Here is a 26,046-nt window from a genome sequence, read left to right as displayed (position 1 = left end):
AGCCATGCAAGTGACGCGGCTCATAGCATTCCCGGCTGTGACAGGCGCTACGCTGACCCTATGGAGTTGGAGTTTCAACGCGTTGGCTTTGCCCCGGATTATGTCGATTATCAGGATGGCTGGGATCTGCAACGCAGCGTACACACTGAAGTGAGCGCCGGCACACGGCCCGGAACGGTCCTGATGCTGGAACATCTCGCCGTTTATACGGCAGGACGGCGGACCGAGGCACATGAGCGCCCCTTCGACGGCACCCCCGTTATCAACGTGGACCGCGGCGGCAAACTGACCTGGCACGGCCCCGGCCAGCTGGTGGGCTACCCCATCCTCCGCCTGCCCGATCCTGTCCTGGTGGTGGACTATGTTGCCGCTCTGGAGGACGCCCTGCTCACGGTGCTGGCAGACTACGGGCTTCATGGCGAACGTGTCGAAGGACGCTCCGGCGTCTGGATCCGCGGGGACGGTACCCGCCAGGACCGGAAAATTGCCGCCGTCGGAATCCGGGTTGACCATGGCGTCACCATGCATGGATTCGCCTTGAACTGCAGCAATGACCTCAATCCCTACGCTCAAATCATCGCCTGCGGCATCACCGATGCCGGAACCACCTCCATCAGTGAGGAACTCGGCGCGCCGGTATCGCCGGCAGACGTCGGGGACCGGGTGGAAATCGAGCTCCTCCGCACCCTCGGCGCCCTGGTGAACAAGCCGGGAGCAGCCCCCTCATCCACAGCAGACACCGGCGCCGTCCGGAACGAAGGAGCCCTGAAGTGACACTCGCCCCCGAAGGCCGCCGCCTCCTGCGGATTGAGCAGCGCAATGTCGCCGTGCCGGTGGAACGCAAACCTGACTGGATCAAAGCCAAAGTCAACATCGGCCCGGAGTACGTCCAGCTTAAGAACCAGGTCAAAAAGGAAGGGCTGCACACCGTCTGCGAAGAGGCTGGCTGTCCGAATATTTTCGAGTGCTGGGAAGACAAGGAAGCTACCTTCCTTATCGGGGGTTCCGAGTGCACCCGGCGCTGCGACTTCTGCCAGATTGACACCGGCAAGCCCTCACCCGTGGACCGGATGGAGCCGTTCAAAGTGGCCCGGTCCGTCCAATCGATGAACCTCCGCTATGCCACGGTCACCGGGGTGGCCCGCGACGATCTGGCAGACGAAGGCACCTGGCTCTACGCGGAAACCATCCGCCAGATCCACGCACTAAACCCGGGGACCGGCGTCGAGATCCTGATCCCTGATTTCTCCGGCAAACCCGAACATATCCAGGCGATCTGCGATGCATCGCCCGAGGTGTTTGCCCACAATGTGGAAACGGTTCCCCGCCTGTTCAAGCGGATCCGCCCGGCCTTCCGCTATGAGCGTTCCCTGGACGTCATCACGCAGGGGCAGGCCCTGGGCATGGTGACCAAGTCCAACCTGATCCTGGGCATGGGCGAAACCCGTGAGGAGATCTCGGGAGCCCTGCGCGACCTGAGGGGCGCCGGCTGCGACCTGCTCACCATTACCCAGTACCTCCGCCCCAGTGAACGCCATCTGCCGGTGGACCGCTGGGTCAAGCCCGAGGAATTCGTCGAGCTCAGCGACGAAGCCACAGAGCTCGGTTTCCTGGGTGTGATGAGCGGGCCGCTGGTCCGTTCTTCCTACCGGGCTGGCCGGCTCTGGGCCGGAGCCATGCGCAAGAAGGGGCGCGAGCTTCCGCCCAACCTGGCCCACATCGAGGATTCCGGCACGGCAGCCCAGGAAGCATCCTCCATCCTGGCCCGGCGCTGACCTCCGTCACCACACCAAATACCCGCTGCAATCCTCGCCGACTACCCGAGTCACAGGGAGAAGATGCCGCGCCTTCATCACGTAGAATTGACTTATTATGGCCAACAGCACTGATTCCGACGCATCCAAGGGCGCCCGCCGCGGCCTCTTCTCCCGCAAACCGAAAGCGGAAAAGAAGAACAAGCAGCCCGGCCGCATGAAACAGATCGCCGATGTCTTCAAGATGACGCGGCGCAACGATCCCAGCGTGGTCTGGTGGATGGCAGGTGCCTTCTTCGGCATCATCATCCTCGGTCTGGCCATCGGCTTCCTGATCGACAACTGGGTCACGATGCTCATCATCGCCATCCCGCTGGGTCTGCTGGCCGCTGTCTTCATCCTCTCGCGGCGTGCCGAACGCGCAGCTTTTTCGCAGATTGAAGGCCAGCCCGGCGCATCGGGGGCAGCACTGAGCGTCCTGCGCCGCGGCTGGATCCTGGAAGAGCAGCCGGTTGCCGTCAGCCCGCGCACCCAGGATGCCGTATTCCGCGCGATTGGCCGCCCGGGCATCGTGCTGGTCACCGAAGGTCCGTCCAACCGGGTGCGGACACTCGTGGACGGCGAACGCCGGAAAATGAACCGCATTGCGCCGAACGTTCCCATCCATGTCATCCAGACCGGCCGCGGCGAAGGCCAGGTCCCGCTCCAGCAGGTTGCCAAGAAGGTCCGGAAGCTGAAGAAGTCGCTGACCAAGCAGGAAGTCCAGGCCGTCAACAAGCGCCTGTCCGCGCTGGGCCAGCGCCTTCCCATCCCCAAGGGCATCGATCCCTACAAGGCCCGTCCTGACCGCAAGGCAGCACGCGGACGCTAGCCGGGATGCCGGCAGCGGACAGCTGAACATCGAAAAGGACCCTTCGTTGAAGGGTCCTTTTTCGTGGGCGGGACTCGGGGGGGGCAGTTGCTGGTCAAAGCCTCCGTTAGTGGACTCCCCGCCACTTTGGGACTTCCCTGGCGCGCGCAACGGCAGGGAAGTCCCATTCCATCCGATTTGTCCCAACCAGCGCGCACGGACCTGTCCTCGCTGGAAATGCTGCCGGCCGGCACCCGGCACCCGAACATACAAAGAGAGGACCCCTCTTAGGGGCCCCCTCTGGTACGTACCTTGTCCTGTCAGTGGCTTATCGGTTCCCGTGCTTTACCCGGACCAGGACGGTGTTCATGGCCTTGTCGTGCAGGCCGCGCTGGTCGGCGTCGAAAATCAGGGCTGGAATCACCAGGCAGATCAGAACGGAACGGACGACGCCGGCAAGGGGACCTGCGGCTGAACCATCCAGTTTTTGCACCTGGAGACTGAAGACCCGGTGCCCGATGCTGTAGCCGAGGAGGCTCACCAGAATGATCTGCTCCACGGCGAATACCAGCAGGTTAGCCGTTGCTGTTCCCCCGAAGAACGCATAGGAGATGAGGGATGCCAGTGCCCAGTCGATGATGAGCGCGCCGAGCCGGGGACCTACCCGGGCAATGGATCCGGGACCTGTCCGGGGGCGGCCGAGCCGGCGGCCGGGCCAGTTGTCTTCATCGGACGGCGGGCCCTGGAGCCATGAACCTATGCTTCGTCTGTCAACCACGGTTTAAGACTACCGGCTGCGGCCGGTGCCCCGTCCCGCCGTCATGACTGCGGCTCCGGTGTGCTCCGGTGACCGGGCACACGCTAGGGTGGAGGAAACGGCCCGGCGTATGTAACGTCGCGGAAACATTTGCGACACGGGCGGGTAATCGGGCCAGCTTAGAGTTACTGGAGTTACCGGATCAGCGGATTTTCCGCCCGGTGCCTGGACAGGTCCACCGCCCGGGGCCTTGCCACCCAAACATTTATAAGGAGCATAGACACGATGTTCAAGACTGCGGACGAGGTCCTCAAGTTCATCGCTGACGAAGATGTGAAGTTCGTCGACATCCGGTTCACCGATCTGCCCGGCGTGCAGCAGCACTTCAATGTGCCGGCTAAGTCCGTTGACGCAGACTTCTTCATCCACGGCCAGCTCTTCGATGGTTCTTCCATCCGCGGTTTCCAGGGCATCGCCGAATCGGACATGCAGCTGATTCCCGATGTGACCACCGCGTTCCTGGATCCGTTCCGCATCGAGAAGACCCTCGCGCTGAACTTCTCCATCGTGAACCCGCGCACCGGCGAGCCCTACCTGCGCGATCCGCGCGGCGTCGCCGAGCGCGCCGAGGCCTACCTTGCCTCCACCGGCATTGCGGACACCGCCTTCTTTGCTCCTGAGGCGGAGTTCTTCATCTTCGACAACGTCCAGTACGAATCCGCTCCGCAGGGCAGCTTCTACAAGGTTGATTCCATCGAAGCACCGTGGAACAGCGGCCGCGAGGAAGAGGGCGGCAACCTGGGCAACAAGACCCCCTTCAAGGGCGGCTACTTCCCGGTCTCCCCCGTGGACAAGCAGGCTGACCTGCGCGACGCGATCTGCGTCGAGCTGGACAACGCCGGCCTTGAGGTTGAGCGGTCCCACCACGAGGTGGGCGGCGCCGGCCAGGCCGAAATCAACTACAAGTTCACCACGCTGACTCACGCAGCCGATGACCTGCAGAAGTTCAAGTACATCGTCAAGAACGTTGCCGATGCCTGGGGCAAGTCCGCCACCTTCATGCCGAAGCCGGTCTTCAACGACAACGGCTCGGGCATGCACTGCCACCAGTCGCTGTGGAACGGCGGCGAGCCGCTCTTCTATGACGAGAAGGGCTACGCCGGCCTGTCCGATCTGGCCCGCTGGTACATCGGCGGCCTGCTCAAGCACGCTTCCGCCGTCCTGGCCTTCACCAACCCGACGGTGAACTCCTACCGCCGCCTGGTCAAGGGCTTCGAAGCTCCCGTCAACATGGTGTACTCGCAGGGCAACCGCTCCGCCGGTATCCGCATCCCCATCACCGGGTCCAACCCGAAGGCCAAGCGCATTGAGTTCCGCGCTCCGGACCCCTCCTCCAACCCGTACCTCGCCTTCGCTGCACAGCTGATGGCCGGCCTGGACGGCATCAAGAACCGCATCGAGCCGGCTGACCCGATCGACAAGGACCTCTACGAGCTCCCCGCCGAAGAGGCCAAGCACATCCAGAAGGCTCCGGGCTCCCTTGAGGAAGCCCTGCTGGCCCTGGAAGCCGACAACGAGTTCCTGCAGGCCGGAGGCGTGTTCACCCAGGACATGATCGATGCCTGGATCACGTACAAGCGCGAGCAGGAAATCTTCCCGCTGTCACTGCGCCCGAACCCCTTCGAGTTCGAGCTCTACTACGGCGTCTAAGACTCCCCCGTCCGGCGTTCAACGCCGATAGCAAGAAGGCCCGTGCAGCTCCTGCTGCGCGGGCCTTCTTCGTCCCGCACGGCTCTTCCGTTGACCAGAGCCTGGACCACGGGCAGGGTAGGGCCATGCCTGAAACACGCAACGGCCTGCGGCAGGCCCTGCAGGCCCAGATCGGCTCCGGTTGGTGTCCCGGCTTGGTGGCCGGCGTGCGGATCGGCGGCGGGACGGAAATCCTGGCCCTGGGCAGCTGCGGCTTTGAGGATTCCCAGCCAATGACCGAAGAGACGCCGTTCCGGATCTCATCCCTGAGCAAGCTGGTGGGCGGTGCCCTGGCGCTGCGGCTGGTAGCGGACGGGATGCTGGAACTGGACGACGACGTCGCCCGCTGGCTCCCCGAACTGGCAGGGCTGCAGGTGCTGACCTCCCCCGATGCGCCGCTTTCCAGCACCGTTCCGGCCCGCGGGCCGATCACCCTCCGCCAGCTGCTGACCTTCACCGCAGGCTTCGGGGTGGACTTCGGGCAGACTCCCTATTCGGCGGCAACCCGGGACTTCCTGTGGGGACCAAATCCTCCTGCGATGGACCCGGATACCTACCTGGCCCGTCTGGGCGCCCTTCCGCTGGCGGCCCAGCCGGGCGAGCGATGGATGTACCACGCGGGGGCCGATGTGCTCTCAGTCCTGCTCGCCAGGGCCGCCGGAAAGTCAGTGGGTCAGCTGCTCGCCGAGCAGATCACCGGTCCGCTCGGCCTGACCGGAACCGGATTCGCTACCGGGCGTGAGCAGTTCCCCGCCGTCTACGAGGTCACAGGCACTGGGGTGGTGGAAGCGGAAGCCTACCGGGACGCGTTCGCGGCAGCACCGGCGTTCGAGTCGCTGGCCGGCGGCCTCATCTCCACGGTTCCCGACTATCTGAGGTTCCTGACGGCGCTGGCCGACGGCGTCCTTCTCCCATCCGGGCTGCGGGACGAGATGACCTCCGGCCAGCTGACAGAAACCCAGCGCACCGGATTCACCGACATGGCCGGCCTGGACGAGTCCTGGGGCTACCTCACGGCCGTCCAGACCGCTCCCGGGCCGCCGTGGTCGGAACCTGGAATGTGGGGATGGGCCGGGGGCTCGGGAACCTGCGCCGCTGTCTATCCGAACGGGGACCTCGGGGTCCTGTTCACCCAGCGTTTCCTCACCGGTCCCGCGGACGGTTTCGACTGGTTTTGGGAACCGTTCGGGGCTCTGCGCGCAGGCGGGAACCGGTAAGCAGGAAGATCCGCAAACAGGAACGACGGCGGTGCGGTGCCGGCCTGTTGAGACCGTCCACCGCACCGCCGTCGTGCGCTGTTGCTATTGCTGCTTCTGTGGAGTCCTAGAGGACCTTGGCCAGGAAGTCCTGCAGGCGCGGGGACTCAGGGCTGTCGAAGAGGGCTTCGGGAGCGTTTTCCTCCACGATGTGTCCGTCGGCCATAAAGATCACCCGGTCAGCGACTTCGCGGGCGAAGCCCATCTCATGGGTGACGACAACCATGGTCATGCCTTCCTTGGCCAGGTCACGGATGACTTGCAGCACCTCGCCGACCATTTCCGGGTCCAGCGCGGAGGTGGCTTCGTCGAACAGCATTACATCCGGCTTCATGGCCAGCGCGCGGGCGATCGCCACTCGCTGCTTCTGGCCGCCGGAGAGCTGTGCCGGGCGGGCATCCGCCTTGTCGGCGAGCCCCACACGTTCCAGCAGGGCGAGGGCATTCTTCCGCACTTCGGCCTTGGAACCCTTCTTCAGCTCCACGGGCGCAAGCATGATGTTCTGCAGGACGCTCATATGCGGGAAGAGGTTGAAGTGCTGGAACACCATCCCGATCTGCTGGCGGACCTTGTTGAGGTCGACCTTGGGATCGGTCAGGTCGAAACCGTCCACCACGACCTTGCCGGCGGTGATGTCTTCGAGCTTGTTCAGGCAGCGCAGGAACGTGGACTTGCCGGAGCCGGACGGGCCGATCACGCACACGACTTCGCCCTCGGCGATGGACACGTCCAGGCCTTTGAGGACCTCGTTGGATCCGTAGGACTTGCGCAGCCCGATGGTTTGAATCTTGGTCACTTGTTGAACCTCTTATCCAGGACGTCCGCGAGCTTGGTCAGCAGCGTAATGACGATGAAGTACAGGGCAGCGACGATCAGCAGCACCTCCGCGGTACGGAAGTTCACCGCGTAGATCTGCTGCGCCTGGTAGGTCAGTTCGGCGAAGCCGATGACGGCCAGCAGCGAGGTGTCCTTCAGGGTGATCACAAACTGGTTGATAAAGGAGGGCGTCATGATCTTGATGGCCTGCGGAATGACAACCTTCTGCATCGTCTTGCCGTAGCCAAGGCCGAGGCTGCGGGCGGCTTCCATCTGGCCCGGGTCCACGGACTGGATGCCGCCGCGGACGATCTCCGTCATGTACGCACCGGCGTTCAGGCTCAGCGTCAGTACCCCGGCAGTCAGCACGTCGACCGGCTGCCCGATCAGCTGCGGAAGGCCGAAGTAGAAGAAGAACGCCTGCACCAGCACCGGAGTGCCGCGGAAAATGCTTACGTAGGTGGTGGCAATACCGCGCAGTACCACCTTGGAGCTGACCTTGAAGAAACCGAAGATCACGCCCAGGATCAGCGCGAAGAACAGTGAGAGTGCCGTGGCCAGCAGGGTCAGGCCGAGGCCCTTGGCGAAGGCCGGAGCGTTGTCTGCGACCAGGGACCAGAAACTGGAGTCGGCAGCGCCGGCGTCCAGGTAGCGGTCCATGATCTCTTCGTATTCGCCGCTTTCCTGCAGGTTGGCCAGCCCGGCGTTGAACGCTTCCCGCAGCTCCGGGTTGGTGCCGGCGTTAACGGCGAAGCCGTAGGAGGAACCGGCTTCCTTTTCCGTGACGGTTTTCAGTCCGTTGCCGGACTTGATGCCGTAGGCCAGTACGGGATAGTCATCGAAGACCGCGACAGAGGAGCCGGCCTTGACGTCGTCGTACATCTGCGCGGACTGGGCGAACGCAATCACGTCGAAGCCGTACTGGTCCTTGATGGACTCGGCGAAGGCCTGGCCTTCGGTACCGGTCTTGACGGCAACACGCTTGCCTTCGAGGTCCTCATATCCGGAGACATCATTGTTGTTCTCCGCTACGGCCATCTGGATGCCGGACTCGAAGTACGGGTCCGAGAAGTCGAAGACCTTCTGGCGTTCCTCCGTGATGGACATACCGGCGATTACGCCGTCCACCTGGTTGGACTGCAGGGCCTGAAGTGCGGCGTCGAAGCCCAGCGAACGGATTTCGACGTCGAAGCCCTGGTCTTCCGCGATGGCGTTGACGAGGTCCATGTCGATGCCCACGAGTTCGCCGTTTTCCCGGAACTCGAAGGGTGCGAACGTAGTATCGGTGCCGATGGTGTAGGTCTTACCCTCTACGCCGCCAGGCTCCTGCGTGGCCGCGAAGGCCCCGGATGCAGGGATGCCCAGGAGCAGCGCCAAGGCCGCCAGCAGGCTGGTGAGGGGAACCGCGAGTGAGGCGGGGCCTTTCAGCGCCCGTTTGCCACTGTGCAAAGTAAACGTCTCCTAGCTAATGGTTCGCGGCGATGCGCAGCAAACGCCAGAAAAAACCTTACTAGGAATGCGGGCACCCAAATTACCGCCGGGCCCGCTGCTCAGTCCTCTTCGACACCGTATCCGTAGAAATAGCGCTCAAAGACGCCGCGTGCGCGCCGCGTCAGCCGGAGATAATCTTCTTCCAAAACCCCGCCCTGACCTGCGGCGTAGCCGCACCACCGGGCTACAGCCTCGAGTTCGCGGCGGGAAGATGGCAGCACGTCGGCGTTTCGTCCACCGCGAATCACATTTGCGCAACGGATCCGGCTGGCCAGCAGCCAGCTCTCCCTCAGGATCTGCGTATCAGTGGCCGGGAGGAACCCTGCGTCGCCGATCGCGTCCAGCGCCGCGAGCGTCGCAGTGGTGCGCAGCGCCGGGTAGGAACGGGCATACTGCAGCTGCAGGAGCTGGACCAGCCACTCGACGTCGCTGAGTCCCCCGCGGCCCAGCTTGATGTGCCGGGAGGGATCGGCCCCGCGCGGGAGCCGCTCAGACTCAACCCGGGCCTTGATCCGCCGGATCTCACGCACATCAGCTGTATCCAGGGACTCCGGATAGCGGAGCGGGTCGATGAGCGAGATGAAGTCCTCGGCCAACCGGTCATCCCCGGCCATGGGCCGGGCCCGGAGCAGGGCCTGGGCCTCCCAGGCCTGCGACCAGCGTTCGTAGTACCCGGCGTAGGAGTCGAGCGTGCGCACCAGCGGTCCCTGGCGTCCCTCGGGACGCAGCCCGGCGTCGAGCTCCAGCACCCGTTCGGCCAGGACCGCCGGCTGGCAGGGCTGCTGCAGCAGGGACGAAATCTGTCCGACGATCCGCTCCGCCTGCCGCTGGGCAGCCTGGGCATCCGCTCCGGGAAGGGGCCGGTGGACATAGAGCACGTCGGCGTCGGACCCGTAGCCGATTTCCCGCCCGCCCTGGCGGCCCATTGCCACCACCAGCATGTCGGTGAGCTGTTCCTCCGTGCCGTACACCTCGTTCTCCGCCGCGTGCAGCGTCCCCAGGACGGCGGCGCGGTCATTGTCCGACAGGGCCCTGCCCACTTCCTCCTGGGAGAGCAGGCCGGCGCTGTCGGCCAGGGCGATACGGAGCATCTCCCTGCGGCGGATCAGCCGGATAAGCCGCACCGCTTCCCCGGGCCGGGGGTGCCGGGACATCTTGGCGCGCATCTCCTGCCACAGGGCGTCGAAACCGACCGGTGCCAGGTCCTTGTCGGTACCCAGCCAGGCCGTGGACTCCGGGGAAACTTCCAGCAGGTCGGTGATGAACCGGCTCGAGGACAGAATCTGGCAGAGGCGTTCCCCCGCCGCCGATGAGTCCCGCAGCATCCCCAGGTACCAGTGGCTGTCCCCCAGTGATTCGCTCAGCCGCCGGAAGCCGAGCAGCCCGGCGTCGGGGTCAACGCCGTCGGCCAGCCAGCCGAGCAGCACCGGCAGCAGCTGCCGCTGCAGGGCCGCCCGGCGGCTGATCCCCTTGGTCAGCGCCTCAATGTGCCGCATGGCGCCCTTGGGATCGGCATAACCCAGCGCAGCCAGGCGGGCCTGGGCGGCTTCGGGGGTGAGCCGGACTTCATCCTCGGAGAGGTTGGAGGCAGTGTTCAGAAGCGGACGATAGAAAATGCTCTCATGCAGCCGGCGCACCAGCCGTTTGGTCCGCTGCCAGGTTTCCAGCAGCCGCTCCGCACTGGGCCGCACCAGCTGCAGCGAACCCGCTGAGGACTTGGACAGTGCCCGCAGGGCGGAGGGGGCTTCCGGCATCAGATGGGTTCGGCGCATGTGCACCAGCTGGATGCGGTGCTCCAGCACCCGGAGGTAGCGGTAGGCGGCGTCGAGGTCCGCGGCATCGCCCCGGCCGATGTAGCCGCCCTCGCTCAGCGCGGCGATCGCGGACGTGGTGGTCTGCACACGCAGCGTTTCATCCACCCTGCCGTGGACCAGCTGGAGCAGCTGGACAGTGAACTCCACATCGCGCAGGCCGCCCGGGCCCAGCTTGATCTGCCGCGCTTCCTCGTGGGACGGAATGTTCTCTGTCACCCGGCGGCGCATGTCCTGGACGGATTCGACAAAGTTCTCCCGCTCCGAGCTGGACCAGATCAGCGGTGCCACCGCATCCTCGTAGCGCCGCCCCAGCTCCGGATCGCCGGCAACCGCACGGGCCTTGAGCAGGGCCTGGAACTCCCAGGTGTGCGCCCAGCGCTGGTAGTAGTGCAGGTGGGAGTCCAGGGTCCGGACCAGGGGCCCGTCCTTGCCCTCCGGCCGCAGGTTCGCATCCACGTCCCAGAGTCCGGGTTCCGGTGCCGAAGCGTTGATGACCCGCGAGATTCCCGCGGCCATTGCGGTGCCGATCCGGCTGGCCAGGGTTTCATCCAGGTCCGGCGCGTCGATCACATAGATAACGTCGACGTCGGAGATGTAGTTAAGTTCGCTGGCACCGCATTTGCCCATGCCAATGACGGACAGGCGCACCGCCGATACGTCGGCGGGTTGGAAGGATCCTGCAAGTTCGGCCCGCGAAACGGCCAGCGCTGCTTCCAGCGCGGCGCCGGCCAGATCCGCGAGCTCCCGGCCTACGGCGGGCATGATGTCCTCCGGGGAGGCAGCACCCAGGTCCCGGACCGCCAGGTCCAGCAGGTGGCGGCGGTACCGTGTCCGCAGCTGGATGTAGGCATCTGTCCCGGTCAGCCCGGCCACCGGGTTCGGGCCGGTTCCGGCCCGGACAGACTCCAGCAGCGAGGCCCGCAGGGCCCGGGCCGGAACTTCCGGAGGCTCGGCGGAGAGTTCCGTATCCAGGAGATCCGCGTTCTCCGGATGCCGCATCACGAATTCGGCCAGGGCCTCGGAGGCCCCCAGCACCCGGAACAGGGCCTCGCTGCGGTCCGGCCCGGCGTTAACCAGGTCGCCCAGGGACGGAACCCGGCTCAGCAGCCGTACCAGGGACTGCAGAGCCATATCCGGGTTGGCCGCCCGGGTAAACCCGGCAAACAGCCTCTCCCCGTCGATCCCGGCGAGTTCGGGCGCACCAAGGAACCTTTCGCTCTTCTCCAGGTCGGTGAATCCGGCTGCGATCAGGCGTCTGGTCAGGCTCATGGCAGCGCTTTCGCTAGAGGATACTCAGGTTCTTCTTCAGTTCGAAGGCGGTGACCTGCTGCCGGTACTCGTTCCAGTCCGCCTGCTTGTTGCGCAGGAAGTTCTCGAACACCTGCTCGCCCAGGATGTCCGCCACCAGTTCCGAATCCTCCATCACGCGGATCGCGTCGTGGAGGCTGGAGGGCAGCGGCGCGTGTCCCATGGCGCGGCGTTCAGCGGCGCTCAGAGACTCGATGTCGTCTTCGGCACCCGGCGGCAGTTCGTAGCCTTCCTCGATCCCCTTCAGGCCGGCGCCGAGCAGCACGGCGTAGGAAAGGTACGGGTTGGCCGCGGAATCAATACCGCGGTATTCGATCCGTGCTGACTGTCCCTTACCGGGCTTGTACAGCGGTACGCGGAGCAGGGCCGAGCGGTTGTTGTGTCCCCAGGACAGGTAGCTGGGAGCTTCGCCGCCGCCCCAGAGACGCTTGTAGGAGTTCACGAACTGGTTGGTTACCGCCGTGAATTCCGGTGCGTGCCGAAGGATGCCGGCCATGAACTGGCGGGCTGTGGAGGACAGCTGGAACTCGGCTCCGGCTTCAAAGAAGGCATTGGAATCGCCCTCGAAGAGGGAGAAGTGGGTGTGCATCCCGGATCCGGGGTGGGCGGTGAACGGCTTGGGCATGAAGGTCGCGTAGCAGTTGGTCATCAGCGCAACTTCCTTGACCACGGTCCGGAAGGTCATGATGTTGTCCGCCGTCTGCAGTGCGTCGGCGTAGCGCAGGTCGATCTCGTTCTGCCCGGGCCCGGCCTCGTGATGGCTGAACTCCACTGAAATGCCAACGGCTTCCAGCATGGATACGGCTGTGCGGCGGAAATCCTGGGCCACGCCGCCGGGAACGTGGTCGAAGTAGCCTGCCTGGTCCACGGGAACGGGTTCGCCGTCGGGTCCGGGCTGGTCCGACTTCAACAGGTAGAACTCGATCTCCGGATGGGTGTAGCAGGTGAAGCCCATGTCAGCGGCCTTGGCCAGCTGCCGCTTCAGGACGTTTCGGGGGTCCGCGGCGGAAGGCTGGCCGTCCGGGGTGAGGATGTCGCAGAACATCCGGGAGGTCTGCTCCTCGTCACCGCGCCAGGGCAGAATCTGGAAAGTGGAGGGATCCGGCTGGGCCAGCATGTCCGATTCGAAGACCCTGGCCAGGCCCTCGATCGAGGAACCGTCAAACCCCAGCCCTTCTTCGAAGGCGCCCTCCACTTCGGCGGGTGCCAGCGCCACGGATTTCATGGAACCCACGACGTCGGTAAACCACAGCCGGACGAACCGCACATCGCGCTCTTCGATCGTTCGCAGAACGAATTCCTGCTGGCGGTTCATGCCTTACCTCTTTCGCTGTGGTCGCTTTCGCGGATCTGAAATTACTCTACCCAGCCATGACCGGTTTTCCGGCCCAGGAGGGTGGTGTGGCCGGACATTACGCGCGGCATTGAACAGCTGGCGGGCCGTACGTCCGGCCCCGGGTTTAGTAGGCTCAGAGGATGACCAGCGCTGAACAACCCAAACCGTACGGCACCCACACGGCCCAGACCCCTGTTCCGCCCAAGCGCGTACGGATTTCCTACCTCCAGCAGCTCAAGGACAGCGGCGGAAAATTCGCCATGCTCACCGCCTACGACCAGTACACGGCTGCGATCTTCGACGAAGCCGGTATTGAGACCCTGCTGATTGGCGATTCCGCGGCGAACAACGTGATGGGCCATGACACGACGCTGCCGATCACGCTGGACGAGATGATCGTGTTTGCGAAGTCCGTCTCGGCCGGTGCCAAGCGTGCCCTGATCGTCTGCGACCTGCCGTTCGGGTCCTACGAGGTCTCCCCCGCCCAGGCCATCGAGTCCTCGGTCCGGCTGATGAAGGAAGCCGGCGTCCAGGCGGTCAAGATGGAAGGCGGCGCACACTATGCCGGCCACGTCCGGGCGATGACTGCTGCCGGCATCCCGGTGATGGCGCACGTCGGCTTCACACCGCAGAGCGAGCATGCCTTGGGCGGATACAAAGTCCAGGGCCGCGGCTCCGCTGCGCAGGCCGTGGTGGATGACGCCACCGCCCTCGTGGAGGCCGGAGCATTCTGTGTCCTGATGGAAATGGTCCCGGCCGAAGTGGCCGCCGCAGTGGACGCCGCCGTTCCGGTCCCGACCATCGGCATCGGCGCGGGCAGCGCAACAACCGGGCAGGTGCTGGTCTGGCAGGACATGGCCGGAATGGGCAGCGGCAAGGCCCCCCGCTTCGTGAAGGCCTACGCCGATGTGCGCTCGGTGCTCTCAGCTGCCGCCCGTGAATTTGCCGACGAGGTACGCAGCGGCACCTTCCCGGGCCCGGAGCACAGCTTCTAGCCCGACCAGGTCAGTCTTCGTCCTTATCCCAGGCTTCGTTCCGGGCCTTGACCTTTTGCAGCGCCAGTTCGGCCTCTTCCCGCGTCGGGTAGGGGCCGATCAGCTTTGTCCAGTCCGACTGCGGGCCAACCTCGACTTCGTGGGTCTGCACGTTGAACCAGTACTCGGCCATGGGCCCTCCTTCTGTTAGGCGCCCGTGCCCCGGATAGGCTGACAGACAGTGCACATTGTCCGGTCCATGCGGCGGCACGAAGCGCTGGCGATAAGATCGATACTATGCCCCAGAATATTGCCACAGCACCTCTTGGACGCCTCCAGCCCGGAACGGTCGGCCCCCGCCGCCGCGTTCCGTCCTCGATTCCCCGTCCGGAGTATGTGGACAAGGACGCACCGGCGAAATTCACCGGATCCGAGGTAAAGACCGCGGAGACGATCGAAAAGATCCGCATTGCCAGCCGGATCGCTGCCCAGGCCATCGTGGAGGTCGGCAACCACATCCAGCCCGGCGTCACCACCGACGCGCTGGACGCCGTGGCCCATGAGTTCCTGCTGGATAACCGGGCATACCCCTCAACCCTCGGATACCGGCATTTTCCCAAGTCGATCTGCACGTCTGTCAACGAGGTGATCTGCCACGGCATCCCCGACACGACCGTGCTGCAGGACGGGGATATCGTCAACGTGGATATCACCGCTTACATCAACGGGGTCCACGGCGACACGAACTTCACCTTCCTGGTCGGTGACGTTGATGAAGAATCCCGGCTCCTGGTCGAGCGGACGGCCGAATCCCTCCGCCGCGCGATCAAGGCGGTTATGCCGGGCCGCGAAATCAACGTCATCGGCCGGGCGATCGAGTCCTACGCCAAGCGCTTCGGCTATGGCGTGGTGCGCGACTTCACCGGCCATGGTGTGGGCGAGGCCTTCCACACCGGCCTCATCATTCCGCACTACGACGCCGCGCCGGCCTACAGCCGGCTCATCGAAACCGGGATGGTGTTTACCATTGAGCCTATGCTCACTCTCGGGACCGTTGAGTGGGACATGTGGGACGACAACTGGACCGTGCTCACCAAGGACCGGAAGCGCACCGCACAGTTCGAACACACCCTGCTCGTCACAGACAGCGGTGCTGAAATCCTGACCCTGCCGTAGCGTTACGCCCTAGCACTGGAGAACCATGGCCAAGAAGCATAAAACCAAGCACGACGCCGTCATCGGGATCGACATCGGCGGCACAGGAATCAAGGGCGGAATCGTCGACCTTGCCAAGGGCAAGCTCATCGGCGAACGCTTCCGGATTCCCACTCCTCAGCCGGCAACTCCCGAAGCAGTGGCGGGCGTCGTCGGCCAGATCGTTGCCGAGCTTTCCTCCCGCACGGACGGCCCAGGCAGCGACGTTCCGGTTGGCGTCACCTTTCCCGCGATCATCCAGCACGGCGTGGCCCGCTCGGCGGCAAACGTGGACAAGAGCTGGGTGGACACCGACGTCGATGCCCTGCTCACCAAGGCACTGAACCGCGAAGTGCAGGTAATGAACGACGCCGACGCCGCCGGCCTGGCTGAGGCCCGCTACGGTGCCGGCAAGGGCGTCCAGGGAACGGTCCTGGTTATCACGCTGGGCACCGGCATCGGATCGGCCCTGATCTCCAACGGCAACCTGGTGCCCAATGCCGAACTCGGGCATCTGGAAATTGACGGCTACGACGCGGAGACGCGTGCCTCGGCCTCAGCCCGGGAGCGGGACGATATTTCCTGGGAAGAGTACTCCAAGCGCCTGCAGCGCTACTTCTCCCACGTGGAGTTCCTGTTCTCCCCGGACCTCTTCATCGTCGGCGGCGGCATCTCCAAGCGCAGCGAAGACTTCCTGCCGATGCTGGACCTGCGCACGCCGATGGTGACCGCCAACCTGAAAAACAACGCCGGCATTGTCGGAGCGGCTCTCCAGGCCGCCCTGCACTTCAAATACCTGAAGTAACTCTCCCTGCGCACCCCGGGCGCCGCACGGCGGCGGCCGGGGTTTACTGCGCTGGCCTGGCTACTGAGCTGTGAGCGGGCGCTGGGCGCCGGCCGGGACGCTGCCCAGCCGCGCCGACTCGGCCCGCAGCGCCGCGATGGCAGCCTCGAAGTCCTCGAGTGACTCGAAGGACTGGTAGACGCTGGCGAACCGGAGGTAGGCCACCTGGTCCAGCTTCTGCAGCGGCTGCAGGATGGCCAGGCCAACCTCGTGCGCCTGGATCTCCGCCACCCCGGAGGCGCGGATGGTCTCCTCGACTTCCTGGGCCAGCAGCGCCAGGTCATCCTCGCTCACCGGACGGCCCTGGCAGGCCTTGCGGGCACCGTTGATCACCTTGCTGCGGCTGAACGGTTCGGCCACCCCGGAACGTTTGATGACGCTGAGGCTGGTGGTCTCCACGGTGCTGAACCGCCGGCCGCACTCCGGGCATTGCCGGCGGCGGCGGATCGCGGAACCGTCATCGGCCAGACGGCTGTCCACAACCCGGGAGTCAGCGTTCCGGCAGAACGGACAGTACATTCCTCGGTCCTTTCAAGCGCATGCGGCGGGGTGCTTCGCGCACCCCGTTCAAAAGCTGTCTTAGGGCTAATCTACAGCCGACAGCAGGACGTTGCGGCGCGCACTACCCTGCGAAGCGGATACTCACCGCGTCGCCGTGGGCGGGCAGGTCCTCCGCACGGGAGAGCGCCACCACGTGACCGCTCACCTCACGCAGGGCGTCCCGGCTGTAGTCGATGACCTGGATGGCGCGCATAAACGTGGTGACGTTCAGGCCGGAGGAAAACGCCGCGGTTCCGGCGGTGGGGAGCACATGGTTGGAGCCGGAGCAGTAATCGCCGAGGCTGACCGGGCTGTAACTGCCTACGAAGACCGCTCCGGCGCTGGTGATCCGGGCGGCAGCCGCCGCGGCATCAGCGGTCTGGACCTCCAGGTGTTCGGCGCCGTAAGCGTTGCAGACAGCGATTCCGGCGTCCAGGCCGTCCACCAGCACGACGGCGGACTGCCCTCCCGCCAGCGCCGTGCGCACCCGCTCTGAGTGTTTGGTCGCCGGAACCTGAACCTCCAGTTCGGCCCGCACGGCGTCGGCCAGCTCCGGCGAATCGGTGACAAGGACGGAGGCTGCATTGGGATCGTGCTCGGCCTGGCTGATCAGGTCCGCAGCCACGAGCCGGGGATCGGCCGTGGCATCGGCCAGCACGGCGATCTCGGTGGGGCCGGCCTCGGCGTCGATGCCGACGACTCCCTTGACCAGCCGTTTGGCGGTCGCAACGAAGACGTTGCCCGGTCCGGTGACGACGTCGACCGGTTCCAGCGCCGGACCGCCGGCAGCTGCGGGGATGCCGTAGGCGAACGCCGCGATGGCCTGGGCACCGCCGACGGCGTAGACCTCGTCAATGCCGAGAAGTTCCGCGGCCGCCAGGATGGTTGGGTGCGGCAGTCCGCCGAATTCCTTCTGGGGCGGAGAAGCCAGCGCCAGCGAGGCCACCCCGGCTGCCTGCGCGGGCACCACATTCATCACTACGGAGGACGGGTAGACGGCCAAGCCGCCCGGAACATACAGTCCCACCCGGCGAACCGGAACCCAGCGCTGGGTGACCGTGGCGCCGTCGGCAATGGCAACCTTTACGTCACCGGGACGCTGAGCGTCGGCGAACATCCGTGCGCGGCGGATGGATTCTTCCAAGCCGGCGCGTACCTCGGGGTCCAGGCTGTCCAGGGCAGCGCGCAGCGCCTCCCGCGGGACCAGCGGATGCGTCTGCTCAACGCCGTCGAACTTCGACGCCAGGTCGGCCAGGGCGGCAAAGCCCCGGGTGCGGACGTCGCCAATGATCGCGGTCACCGCGTCAGCGGCTGCGTCAGTGGTGGTCTCGGCCCGCGGCATGGCCGCCTTCAGCTCTGCCGGGGAAAGCTCCCTGCCGCGCAGGTCGATAGTGCGCAGGGCCGAATACGGCTGGTCGGAACGTACATCTGGGGTGGAGGAAGTCACATCTTCCATTCTACCTAGCCATCGAGGCACGCCGGTCCCAGCAGGACTTTCAAGTCACCGAAGAGTGACGGCGTCGGGTTAACGCGCATGTCCACGCCCAGCTTCATGACCTCCACGGTGCGGCTGCCGTTGAGCCTGATCTGCACCTCGGACGTTCCGGGATGGGTCCGCAGGACGTCACCCAGCTGGGTGACCACGGTTTCGGTGGCCTTGTAGGTCGCCATCGAGATAACCACTGGTCCCGAATGCCCCTCGCTGAGGTCCGGAACGGTAAGTTCCTGCGCGTTCAGGGTTACAGCACCGTCGTCCCGGCGCTGCAGCCGGCCGCGGACGACGACGATGAGGTCCTCCGCCAGCACGGCGGCGATCGGACCGTACACCTGGCCGAAGAACATCACTTCCATGGAGCCGGCGAGGTCTTCGATTTCACAGCGGGCATATGCGTTGCCGCTGTTCTTCGCGATCCGGCGCTGGAGGGAGGTGATCATGCCCGCAATCGTGACGATGGCGCCGTCCTGCGGGCCTTCCTCCCCCACGATCGAGGTAATCGAGGAATCGGCGTGCTGGCTCAGGATGCCTTCCAGGCCCTGCAGCGGGTGATCGGAAACGTAGAGCCCGAGCATGTCCCGTTCGAAGGACAGCTTGTCCTTTTTCTCCCATTCGGGGAGGTCCGGAATGTCGATGCTGATGGAGGCCTCGGGTTCGGCCTCGCCGATCCCGGCGAACAGATCGAACTGGCCCACGGCCTCGTTCCGTTTGAGCACCACCACGGAGTCGATGGCTTCTTCGTGAATCATCGCCAGCGGCCGCCGGGCGTGGCCCATGGAGTCGAAGGCGCCAGCCTTGATCAGGGATTCGATGGTCCGCTTGTTGCAGACCACCGCCGGGACCTTCATCAGGAAGTCCTTGAAGTTGGTGTAAGCGCCCTTCTCCTCCCGGGCACCAACCATGGCATGGACCACGTTGGCACCGACGTTGCGGATGGCACCCATACCGAAGCGGATGTCCTTGCCGACAGGGGTGAAGTTCACGGAGGACTCGTTGACGTCCGGCGGCAGCACGGTGATGCCCATCTTGCGGCACTCGTTCAGGTACATGGCCAGTTTGTCCTTGTCATCACCGACAGAGGTGAGCAGGGCGGCCATGTACTCGGCCGGATAGACCGCTTTCAGGTAGGCAGTCCAGTAGGACACCACGCCGTATGCGGCGGAGTGGGCCTTGTTGAAGGCGTAGTCGGAGAAGGGCAGCAGAATGTCCCAGAGCGCCTTGATGGCGGCCTCGGAGTAGCCGCGGTCGACCATTCCCTGGTGGAAACCGGCATACTGCTTGTCCAGCTCCGATTTTTTCTTCTTGCCCATGGCGCGGCGGAGGATATCTGCCTGGCCGAGGCTGAAGCCGGCCACCTTCTGGGCGATGGCCATCACCTGCTCCTGATAGACAATCAGGCCGTAGGTGGTGTCCAGGATTTCCGCCAGCGGTTCCTCGAGCTCCGGATGGATCGGAGTGATTTCCTGCAGCCCGGTTTTGCGCAGCGCGTAGTTGGTGTGCGAGTTGGCACCCATGGGTCCGGGACGGTACAGGGCGATGACGGCTGAGATGTCTTCGAAGTTGTCCGGGCGCATGCTCTTGAGCAGCGACCGCATGGGCCCGCCGTCGAGCTGGAACACGCCCAGGGTGTCGCCGCTGGCCAGCAGTTCGTAGGCTTCCTTCAAATCCAGCGGCAGGTCTTCCAGGACCAGGTCCTCGCCGCGGTTGGCCTTGATGTTCTCCACGGCGTCGGAGACGATCGTCAGGTTCCGCAGCCCGAGGAAGTCCATCTTGATCAGCCCCAGGCCTTCGCAGGTTGGGTAGTCAAACTGCGTGATGACCTGCCCGTCCTGTTCACGGCGCATGATCGGGATGATGTCGATGAGCGGGTCCGAGGACATGATCACGCCGGCGGCGTGCACGCCCCACTGGCGCTTCAGGCCCTCAAGGCCCAGTGCGGTTTCGAACACGCGCTGGGAATCGGGATCGGTGCGCAGCAGTTCCCGCAGTTCCTCGGCCTCGCCGTACCGCTTGGCTTCCTTGTTGTGCACATCAGCCAGGGATAGACCCTTGCCCATCACGTCCGGCGGCATGGCCTTGGTCAGGCGCTCACCCACGGAGAACGGGTAGCCCATCACCCGGGAGGAGTCCTTCAGCGCCTGCTTGGCCTTGATCGTGCCGTAGGTAACGATCATGGCCACGCGCTCGTCGCCGTACTTCTCGGTGACGTAGTGGATCACTTCGGAACGGCGCCGATCATCGAAGTCGACGTCGAAGTCAGGCATGGAAACGCGGTCCGGGTTCAGGAACCGCTCAAAGATCAGGCCGTGCTGCAGCGGATCGATGTCGGTGATGCCCATGGCGTAGGCGGCCATGGAACCGGCGCCGGAGCCGCGGCCCGGACCAACACGGATGCCGTTCTTCTTGGCCCAGTTGATGAAGTCGGCCACCACCAGGAAGTAGCCAGGGAAGCCCATCTGGGCAATGATGCCGACTTCGTAGTCGGCACGCTTGCGGACGTCGTCGGAGATGCCGCCCGGGTAGCGGAACTGCAGGCCCTTTTCGACTTCCTTGACGAACCAGGACTCCTCGTTCTCGCCCTCGGGGGTCGGGAACCGCGGCATGTAGTTGGCTTTGGTGTTGAACTCGACGTCGCACCGCTCGGCGATCAGCAGTGTGTTGTCGCAGGCTTCCGGGTAGTCGCGGAACACGGCCCGCATCTCGGCCGGGGACTTGAGGTAGAACTCGTCGGCGTCGAACTTGAACCGCTTGGGGTCCGCAAGGGTGGAACCGGACTGCACGCACAACAGGGCGGCGTGGGCCTTGGCATCCTCGGCGTGCGTGTAGTGGAGGTCGTTCGTGGCCACCAGCGGCAGGTTCAGTTCGCGGGCCAGCTTGATCAGGTCCGCCTGGACGCTGCGTTCGATGTCCAGGCCATGGTCCATGAGTTCACAGAAGAAATTCTCCGTGCCGAAAATATCCCGGAAGTCGGAGGCAGCCTGCACGGCTTCCTTGTAGAGCCCCAGACGGAGCTTGGTCTGCACTTCACCCGACGGGCAGCCGGTCGTGGCGATCAGGCCCTTGCCGTAGGTCTGCAGCAGGTCCCGGTCCATGCGCGGCTTGTAGAGCTGGCCTTCCAGGGAGGCCAGCGAGGACATGCGGAACAGGTTGTGCATGCCTTCGGTGGATTCAGCCCACATGGTCATGTGGGTGTAGGCACCCGCACCGGAGACGTCGTCGCGTCCGCCGCCGCCCCACTTCACACGGGTCTTGTCCTGGCGGGCCGTGCCCGGCGTCAGGTAGGCCTCGACGCCGATGATCGGCTTGATGCCGGAGTTCCTGGCTTTGTTCCAGAAGTCGAAGGCACCGAAGACGAACCCATGGTCAGTCGTCGCCAGCGCATTCATGCCCAGCTCATCAGCGTGGCTGAACAGGTCGGTCAGCCGCGCGGCACCGTCCAGCATGGAGTATTCGGTGTGGTTGTGAAGATGGACAAACGATTTCGACGAACTAGTTACTGAAGCCACCTAACCATTCTAGGTGTCCCGCGGGGGCGCTTAGACGAGCCCGCTGTCCAGCGCGTCGAGGGCATACTGCAAATCCTGGGGATAGTCGCTGACGAACTCCACCCAGTTTCCGGTGCCTGGATGGGTAAACCCCAGTTTCCGGGCGTGCAGCCACTGCCGGGTGAGTCCGAGTTCGGCTGCGAGCCGGGGATCCGCACCGTAGGTAAGGTCACCTGCACAGGGGTGCCTCAGGGCGGAGAAATGCACGCGGATCTGGTGCGTGCGGCCGGTTTCCAGGTGCACTTCCACCAGGGAGGCCCGGCCGAAGGCCTCCAGAACCTTGTAATGCGTCACCGATGCCCGCCCGTCGTCCAGGACGGCGAACCGCCAGTCGTGGCCGGGGTGCCGGCCGATCGGTGCGTCGATCGTTCCTTCCAGCGGGTCCGGCAGGCCCTGGACCAGGGCATGGTATTCCTTCTCCACGGTGCGGTCCCGGAAGGCCTGTTTCAGCAGGGTGTAGGCGTGTTCGGTCTTGGCCACAACCATCACCCCGGAGGTACCGACGTCGAGCCGGTGGACAATCCCCTGCCGTTCCCCGGCGCCGGAGGTCGAAATCCGGTAGCCGGCGGCGGCCAGGGCCCCCACAACGGTGGGTCCGACCCAGCCCGGAGACGGGTGGGCGGCAACACCGACGGGCTTGTCGATGACAACGAAGTGCTCGTCGTCGGCCAGGATTTTGAGGTCCTCAACGGGTTCGACGACGACGGCCAGCGGGTCGGGCAGCTCGGGTACGTCCGCGGCTACCTCGTCACCGGTGTGCAGCCGGTCCGACTTAGCCACGGGTTTGCCTGAACGGGTCAGCCAGCCTTCGCCGCACCAGGTGGCCGCGGTGGAGCGGGAGATGTCCAGCAGCTTGGCGAACACGGCGTCGGCCCGGCCGCCGTCGTGTTCCTCGCTGATGGTGAAACGGGAGTGGATTTCAGGCATCTGCGTTGTCCTTGCCGGAAACGGCGCGGGTGCCGTCCATGTTGATGCCGCGCAGGGTGAGCAGGCAGACGAGGATCACGCCGGACACCACGCACATGTCCGCGATGTTGAAGATCGCGAAATTCGGCAGAGCGATGAAATCGACCACGTGTCCCTGGCCGAAGGAGGGTTCACGGAACAGCCGGTCGGTGAGGTTCCCTGTGGCACCGGCCAGGACCAGGCCGAGGGCGATGGACCAGCCCACGGACCGCAGGCGGAACATCAGGTACACCAGGAATCCGGAGACCAGCACCATGATGATGGTGAAGATCCAGGTGTAATCCGTACCGATCGAGAAGGCAGCTCCCGGGTTGCGGATGAAGTGCCAGCGGAGCAGCGGGGGCAGGACATCCGTGACCTGGCCCTCGGTCATGGTGGAAACCACCCAGATTTTGGTCAGCTGGTCCAGGATCCAGGCGGCCAGCGCGATGCAGGCCATGATCAGTGCGTAGCGGGTCAGCGCGGCTTTCGGGCGCGGCGGCGGCAGCGGCTGCTCGGCGGGTGCGTCAGAGGAATCTGTCATGGTGCTTTCGGGGTCGGGCAGGCGGAAAATGCCGGCACTGAAGGTGCTTCGTGCGCAAGTGTGGAACACTGCGCACTGGAACAGGTCGGGCCGGTGGCCGGGAGATCCCGGCCACCGGCCCGCAATTCTGTTACCAGTCTAATCCTGATTCATATCCGTCCAGACGGACCGAACGAAGCGTGAAGCGCTCTACGCGTCCGCAGTCTCCGAGGCAACCGAGCCGCGGGAATCCAGATCGCGCAGCTGGCCTTCGATGTACGCCTTCAGGCGTGAACGGTAGTCACGCTCGAAGCCACGCAGCTGCTCGACCTTGCGTTCCAGGAGAGCCTTCTGCTGTTCGAGCGAGCTGAGGATCTTCCGGCTCTTCTCCTGGGCTTCGGTCACGAGGCCGCTGGCTTCGATCTGCGCTTCGGCGATGATCTTGTCCCGCTGCTCCACGCCGGCGCCGACGTAGTCGTCGTGCATCTTCTGAGCCATCGCGAGGATACCGGCAGCCGACTCGGCCGGGTTGGACACCGGAGCCGATTCCTGCTGGCGGGGAGCTTCAGCCTTGGGAGCCTCAACCTTGGGCTCCGGCTTGGCTTCGGGCTCAGGCTCGGGCTTCTTCTCTTCCTTGACCGGCTGGGTTACCTGCTCGGTCTTGGAAGCGGCGGAAACCGGTGCCGGGACCTGGGTGCCTGCAGGAGCACCAGCCACTGCCTCGGCAAGCTGCCGGCGCAGGTCTTCGTTTTCGGCGTTCAGGCGGCGGAGTTCGACGACGATCTCGTCGAGGAAGTCATCCACCTCATCCTGGTCGTAGCCTTCTCGGAACTTAGTCGGCTGGAACCGCTTGTTGACAACATCTTCTGGCGTCAGAGCCATCTGGTCACCTCATACTGGTTATAAGACTTGCCCGTGTTGACGGGTTGTCTAGGTACAGAATCTCGAACATAAAATCAGGGATCAATTCACTATATTTTTCACATTATATCTTTTGTGAACTGATGACGAACCGGGGCGTCCCCGGCGCTGCTCGGCCCTAGCTGGCCGCCACCACGATTTGCATGGCGATTCCGACCACGATAAAGAGCACCAGGAACGCAAGGTCCAAGGACACACCCCCCAGGCGGAGGGGCGGGATAATCCGGCGGAGTGCCCGGACGGGCGGGTCCGTAGCGCCGTAAACGACCGTGGCCAGCACGAGGGCCGGACCCTTGGGCCGCCACTGGCGGGCGAACATCTGCACCGCGTCGTAGACAATCCGCAGAATCAGGGCGAGCTGAAAAAGCATCAGCACCAGATACAGCAGGGCAAAAATAATACTCACGCGTGTTTTCGTTTCCGCCGTAGGAGGTCAGGCTGTCCGCACGGTCCCAGGGACCGGGACGGCGGTCAGCTCTGGTTGAAGAAGGCCGACTGGGATTCACTGACCTTCTTGTCGTCTCCCAGCACCTCGACGTAGGACGGCGAGAGCAGGAAGACCTTGTTGGTCACCCGTTCGATCGTACCGCGCAAACCAAAGACAAGTCCCGCGGAGAAGTCAACGAGGCGCTTGGCATCGGCCTCTCCCATGTCGGTGACGTTCATGATGACGGGGATTCCGTCGCGGAAGCTCTCGCCAATGAGCTTGGCGTCGTTGTAGGAACGGGGGTGAACAGTGGTAATCTGCCGCAATCCTGCCACGTCTTCCTTTGCCGATGAGGGGGCACGCTTGATGGGTGTAACGGGCGCGCGGTATTCCTCTACCGCGGTGGAACGGGCCAGCTGCGCTGCGGCGGCCGGTTCACGGTCGGTCCGCTCGTCTTCCGGTGCGCGTTCCTCGTCCCTGGCCGCAGCCTCCCGCACAGGCTTCTGCTCGTCCTCGTACAGCTCATCGCCGTCGGCGAGCCCAAGGTAGATCATCGTCCTGCGCATTGCGCCAGCCATGGTTGCTCCTTCAGTCCTTCAGCGTCCCGCGTTGTCCAGTGTGGGCATTGTTTTCGCCTGTTTGCGGCGGCCCGCAAAATGGGACCCGCCATGCTTGACGCTACCTCACGGCGGGGCGGGGACCGAGAATATCGGACCCAATCCGCAGGTGTGTCGCGCCGCAGGCGACGGCGCTTTCCAGGTCCTGGCTCATACCCGCGGAAATGCCGGCTGCGGCGGGGTGGCGGGCGGTCAATTCGCGGGAGAGTTCCTGGAGCCGGCCGAAGGCTGCGGCGGGGTCCTCCCCCAGCGGAGCGACGGCCATTAGGCCCTTCAGCCGCAGTGCCGGCTCGCGCTCAACGGCAGCGGCAAGTTCAAGCATGTTCTGGGGCCTGGCACCCCCGCGCCCCGCGGCCTCGTCGGGCTGCGTGCGCAGGTCCATCTGCAGGTAGCATTCCAGCGGCTCCCGCCCTTCCCCGCCTGCTTCCCGGCGCCTGGCGTCCTCGGCGGCCATCGCCTTCGCCAGGGCTGTGATCAGACCGGGACGGTCAACTGAGTGCACCGCCCGGGCGTACTTCACCACCGACTTTGCCTTGTTGGTCTGCAGCTGGCCGATGAAGTGCCAGTTCAACCCGGATCCGGGGAGCTCAGCCGCCTTCGACTCGGCCTCCTGGGCCTTGTTTTCACCTACATCGCGCACACCCATTCCGGCCAGGAGCGCGGCGTCGGACGCCGGGAAGTATTTGGTGACCACGATCAGGCGGGGTTCCTCGCGCCCGGCGGCTGCCGCGGCGTCGGAAATCCGCCGGCGGACGGATGTCAGGCGGGCCTGGAGATCGGCGGCCCGGTCCGGAATTGCGCTGCTCATGTCTTCCTTGTGTTGCGTGTGCGGGTATTGCGTGTGCGGTCCGTCGGCGCCGCGGCGGAAGTTCTTCCGCGGCGGGGAGGCC

The 26,046-nt window shown here is 64.8% G+C and carries 23 protein-coding genes; 8 read left to right on the top strand and 15 right to left on the bottom strand.

What is annotated here, in order from left to right:
- The first annotated feature begins 60 nt into the window (after positions 1-60).
- The 3 genes from lipB to ArtHe_RS04540 all read left to right on the top strand — a co-directional run bounded on the left by lipB (position 61) and on the right by ArtHe_RS04540 (position 2,625).
- The gene (lipB, locus tag ArtHe_RS04550) at positions 61-774 is read left to right on the top strand and encodes a lipoyl(octanoyl) transferase LipB (RefSeq protein ID WP_248318955.1); all 714 of its coding nucleotides are present in this window, start codon (positions 61-63) and stop codon (positions 772-774) included.
- A complete protein-coding gene (gene lipA / locus ArtHe_RS04545; RefSeq protein ID WP_066301223.1) occupies positions 771-1,775 on the top strand; it encodes a lipoyl synthase in 1,005 nt (334 codons plus the stop codon). The genes lipB and lipA overlap by 4 nt, the downstream gene beginning before the upstream one ends.
- 97 nt (positions 1,776-1,872) lie before the next feature.
- Positions 1,873-2,625 (top strand): DUF4191 domain-containing protein, encoded by a 753-nt coding sequence (locus ArtHe_RS04540; protein WP_066301225.1) that lies wholly within the window; start codon positions 1,873-1,875, stop codon positions 2,623-2,625.
- 307 nt (positions 2,626-2,932) lie between these two features.
- Here the strand turns inward: ArtHe_RS04540 and ArtHe_RS04535 are convergent, their stop codons facing one another.
- Positions 2,933-3,382, bottom strand: a complete 450-nt coding sequence (locus ArtHe_RS04535) for an RDD family protein (RefSeq protein WP_248318954.1) — start codon at positions 3,380-3,382, stop codon at positions 2,933-2,935.
- 264 nt (positions 3,383-3,646) lie between these two features.
- Between ArtHe_RS04535 and glnA the strand changes: the two genes are divergently transcribed.
- Both glnA and ArtHe_RS04525 read left to right on the top strand, forming a co-directional pair.
- Positions 3,647-5,071: a type I glutamate--ammonia ligase gene (gene glnA, locus ArtHe_RS04530; RefSeq protein ID WP_066301230.1), complete on the top strand. Its 1,425-nt coding sequence runs from the start codon at positions 3,647-3,649 to the stop codon at positions 5,069-5,071.
- Between the two features lie 125 nt (positions 5,072-5,196).
- Positions 5,197-6,327 carry a serine hydrolase domain-containing protein gene (locus ArtHe_RS04525; RefSeq protein ID WP_248318953.1) on the top strand — a complete coding sequence of 377 codons (1,131 nt, stop codon included), beginning with the start codon at positions 5,197-5,199 and terminating at the stop codon, positions 6,325-6,327.
- A 106-nt stretch (positions 6,328-6,433) separates the two neighbouring features.
- Here ArtHe_RS04525 and ArtHe_RS04520 read toward each other — a convergent pair whose 3' ends face one another.
- From ArtHe_RS04520 to ArtHe_RS04505, 4 genes are all read right to left on the bottom strand, one after another.
- Positions 6,434-7,162: an amino acid ABC transporter ATP-binding protein gene (locus ArtHe_RS04520; RefSeq protein ID WP_066301233.1), complete on the bottom strand. Its 729-nt coding sequence runs from the start codon at positions 7,160-7,162 to the stop codon at positions 6,434-6,436.
- Entirely contained in the window at positions 7,159-8,631 is a 1,473-nt protein-coding gene (locus ArtHe_RS04515) for an amino acid ABC transporter substrate-binding protein/permease (protein WP_248318952.1), read from the bottom strand. The genes ArtHe_RS04520 and ArtHe_RS04515 overlap by 4 nt, the downstream gene beginning before the upstream one ends.
- A gap of 101 nt (positions 8,632-8,732) precedes the next feature.
- Positions 8,733-11,756, bottom strand: coding sequence for a bifunctional [glutamine synthetase] adenylyltransferase/[glutamine synthetase]-adenylyl-L-tyrosine phosphorylase (locus ArtHe_RS04510; protein ID WP_248318951.1), 3,024 nt, complete (start codon positions 11,754-11,756; stop codon positions 8,733-8,735).
- Between the two features lie 13 nt (positions 11,757-11,769).
- Positions 11,770-13,110, bottom strand: coding sequence for a glutamine synthetase family protein (locus tag ArtHe_RS04505; protein WP_066301238.1), 1,341 nt, complete (start codon positions 13,108-13,110; stop codon positions 11,770-11,772).
- Between the two features lie 161 nt (positions 13,111-13,271).
- Here ArtHe_RS04505 and panB point away from each other — a divergent pair, with 161 nt between their 5' ends.
- The gene (panB, locus tag ArtHe_RS04500) at positions 13,272-14,126 is read left to right on the top strand and encodes a 3-methyl-2-oxobutanoate hydroxymethyltransferase (RefSeq protein WP_248318950.1); all 855 of its coding nucleotides are present in this window, start codon (positions 13,272-13,274) and stop codon (positions 14,124-14,126) included.
- Between the two features lie 10 nt (positions 14,127-14,136).
- Here panB and ArtHe_RS04495 read toward each other — a convergent pair whose 3' ends face one another.
- On the bottom strand, positions 14,137-14,298 hold the full coding sequence (locus tag ArtHe_RS04495) for an SPOR domain-containing protein (RefSeq protein ID WP_151723923.1): 162 nt from the start codon (positions 14,296-14,298) through the stop codon (positions 14,137-14,139).
- A 104-nt stretch (positions 14,299-14,402) separates the two neighbouring features.
- Between ArtHe_RS04495 and map the strand changes: the two genes are divergently transcribed.
- Together map and ppgK are read left to right on the top strand one after the other, a co-directional pair.
- Complete coding sequence (gene map / locus ArtHe_RS04490; protein ID WP_248318949.1) at positions 14,403-15,281, top strand: type I methionyl aminopeptidase; 879 nt, start codon at positions 14,403-14,405, stop codon at positions 15,279-15,281.
- A gap of 25 nt (positions 15,282-15,306) precedes the next feature.
- Positions 15,307-16,104: a polyphosphate--glucose phosphotransferase gene (ppgK, locus tag ArtHe_RS04485; protein ID WP_066301249.1), complete on the top strand. Its 798-nt coding sequence runs from the start codon at positions 15,307-15,309 to the stop codon at positions 16,102-16,104.
- 60 nt (positions 16,105-16,164) lie between these two features.
- Here ppgK and nrdR read toward each other — a convergent pair whose 3' ends face one another.
- The 9 genes from nrdR to ArtHe_RS04440 form a co-directional block, all read right to left on the bottom strand.
- Entirely contained in the window at positions 16,165-16,662 is a 498-nt protein-coding gene (gene nrdR / locus ArtHe_RS04480; RefSeq protein WP_066301252.1) for a transcriptional regulator NrdR, read from the bottom strand.
- 103 nt (positions 16,663-16,765) lie between these two features.
- On the bottom strand, positions 16,766-18,130 hold the full coding sequence (hisD, locus tag ArtHe_RS04475) for a histidinol dehydrogenase (protein WP_248318948.1): 1,365 nt from the start codon (positions 18,128-18,130) through the stop codon (positions 16,766-16,768).
- Between the two features lie 14 nt (positions 18,131-18,144).
- Complete coding sequence (dnaE, locus tag ArtHe_RS04470) at positions 18,145-21,684, bottom strand: DNA polymerase III subunit alpha (protein WP_282568712.1); 3,540 nt, start codon at positions 21,682-21,684, stop codon at positions 18,145-18,147.
- 30 nt (positions 21,685-21,714) lie between these two features.
- Positions 21,715-22,650, bottom strand: coding sequence for an RluA family pseudouridine synthase (locus ArtHe_RS04465; protein WP_248318947.1), 936 nt, complete (start codon positions 22,648-22,650; stop codon positions 21,715-21,717).
- The gene (lspA, locus tag ArtHe_RS04460; protein WP_066301263.1) at positions 22,643-23,212 is read right to left on the bottom strand and encodes a signal peptidase II; all 570 of its coding nucleotides are present in this window, start codon (positions 23,210-23,212) and stop codon (positions 22,643-22,645) included. The genes ArtHe_RS04465 and lspA overlap by 8 nt, the downstream gene beginning before the upstream one ends.
- Before the next feature lie 189 nt (positions 23,213-23,401).
- Entirely contained in the window at positions 23,402-24,073 is a 672-nt protein-coding gene (locus ArtHe_RS04455) for a DivIVA domain-containing protein (protein WP_248318946.1), read from the bottom strand.
- 157 nt (positions 24,074-24,230) lie between these two features.
- Complete coding sequence (locus ArtHe_RS04450) at positions 24,231-24,518, bottom strand: YggT family protein (protein ID WP_248318945.1); 288 nt, start codon at positions 24,516-24,518, stop codon at positions 24,231-24,233.
- Between the two features lie 65 nt (positions 24,519-24,583).
- The gene (sepF, locus tag ArtHe_RS04445; RefSeq protein WP_248318944.1) at positions 24,584-25,117 is read right to left on the bottom strand and encodes a cell division protein SepF; all 534 of its coding nucleotides are present in this window, start codon (positions 25,115-25,117) and stop codon (positions 24,584-24,586) included.
- A gap of 100 nt (positions 25,118-25,217) precedes the next feature.
- Complete coding sequence (locus tag ArtHe_RS04440) at positions 25,218-25,964, bottom strand: YggS family pyridoxal phosphate-dependent enzyme (protein ID WP_248318943.1); 747 nt, start codon at positions 25,962-25,964, stop codon at positions 25,218-25,220.
- Positions 25,965-26,046 lie beyond the last annotated feature (82 nt).

Source organism: Arthrobacter sp. Helios (genome assembly GCF_023167125.1).
Lineage (GTDB): Bacteria > Actinomycetota > Actinomycetes > Actinomycetales > Micrococcaceae > Arthrobacter_B > Arthrobacter_B luteolus.
The sequence above is the reverse complement of the archived record's forward strand: the minus strand, read 5'-3'. Positions and strand labels throughout refer to the sequence as shown.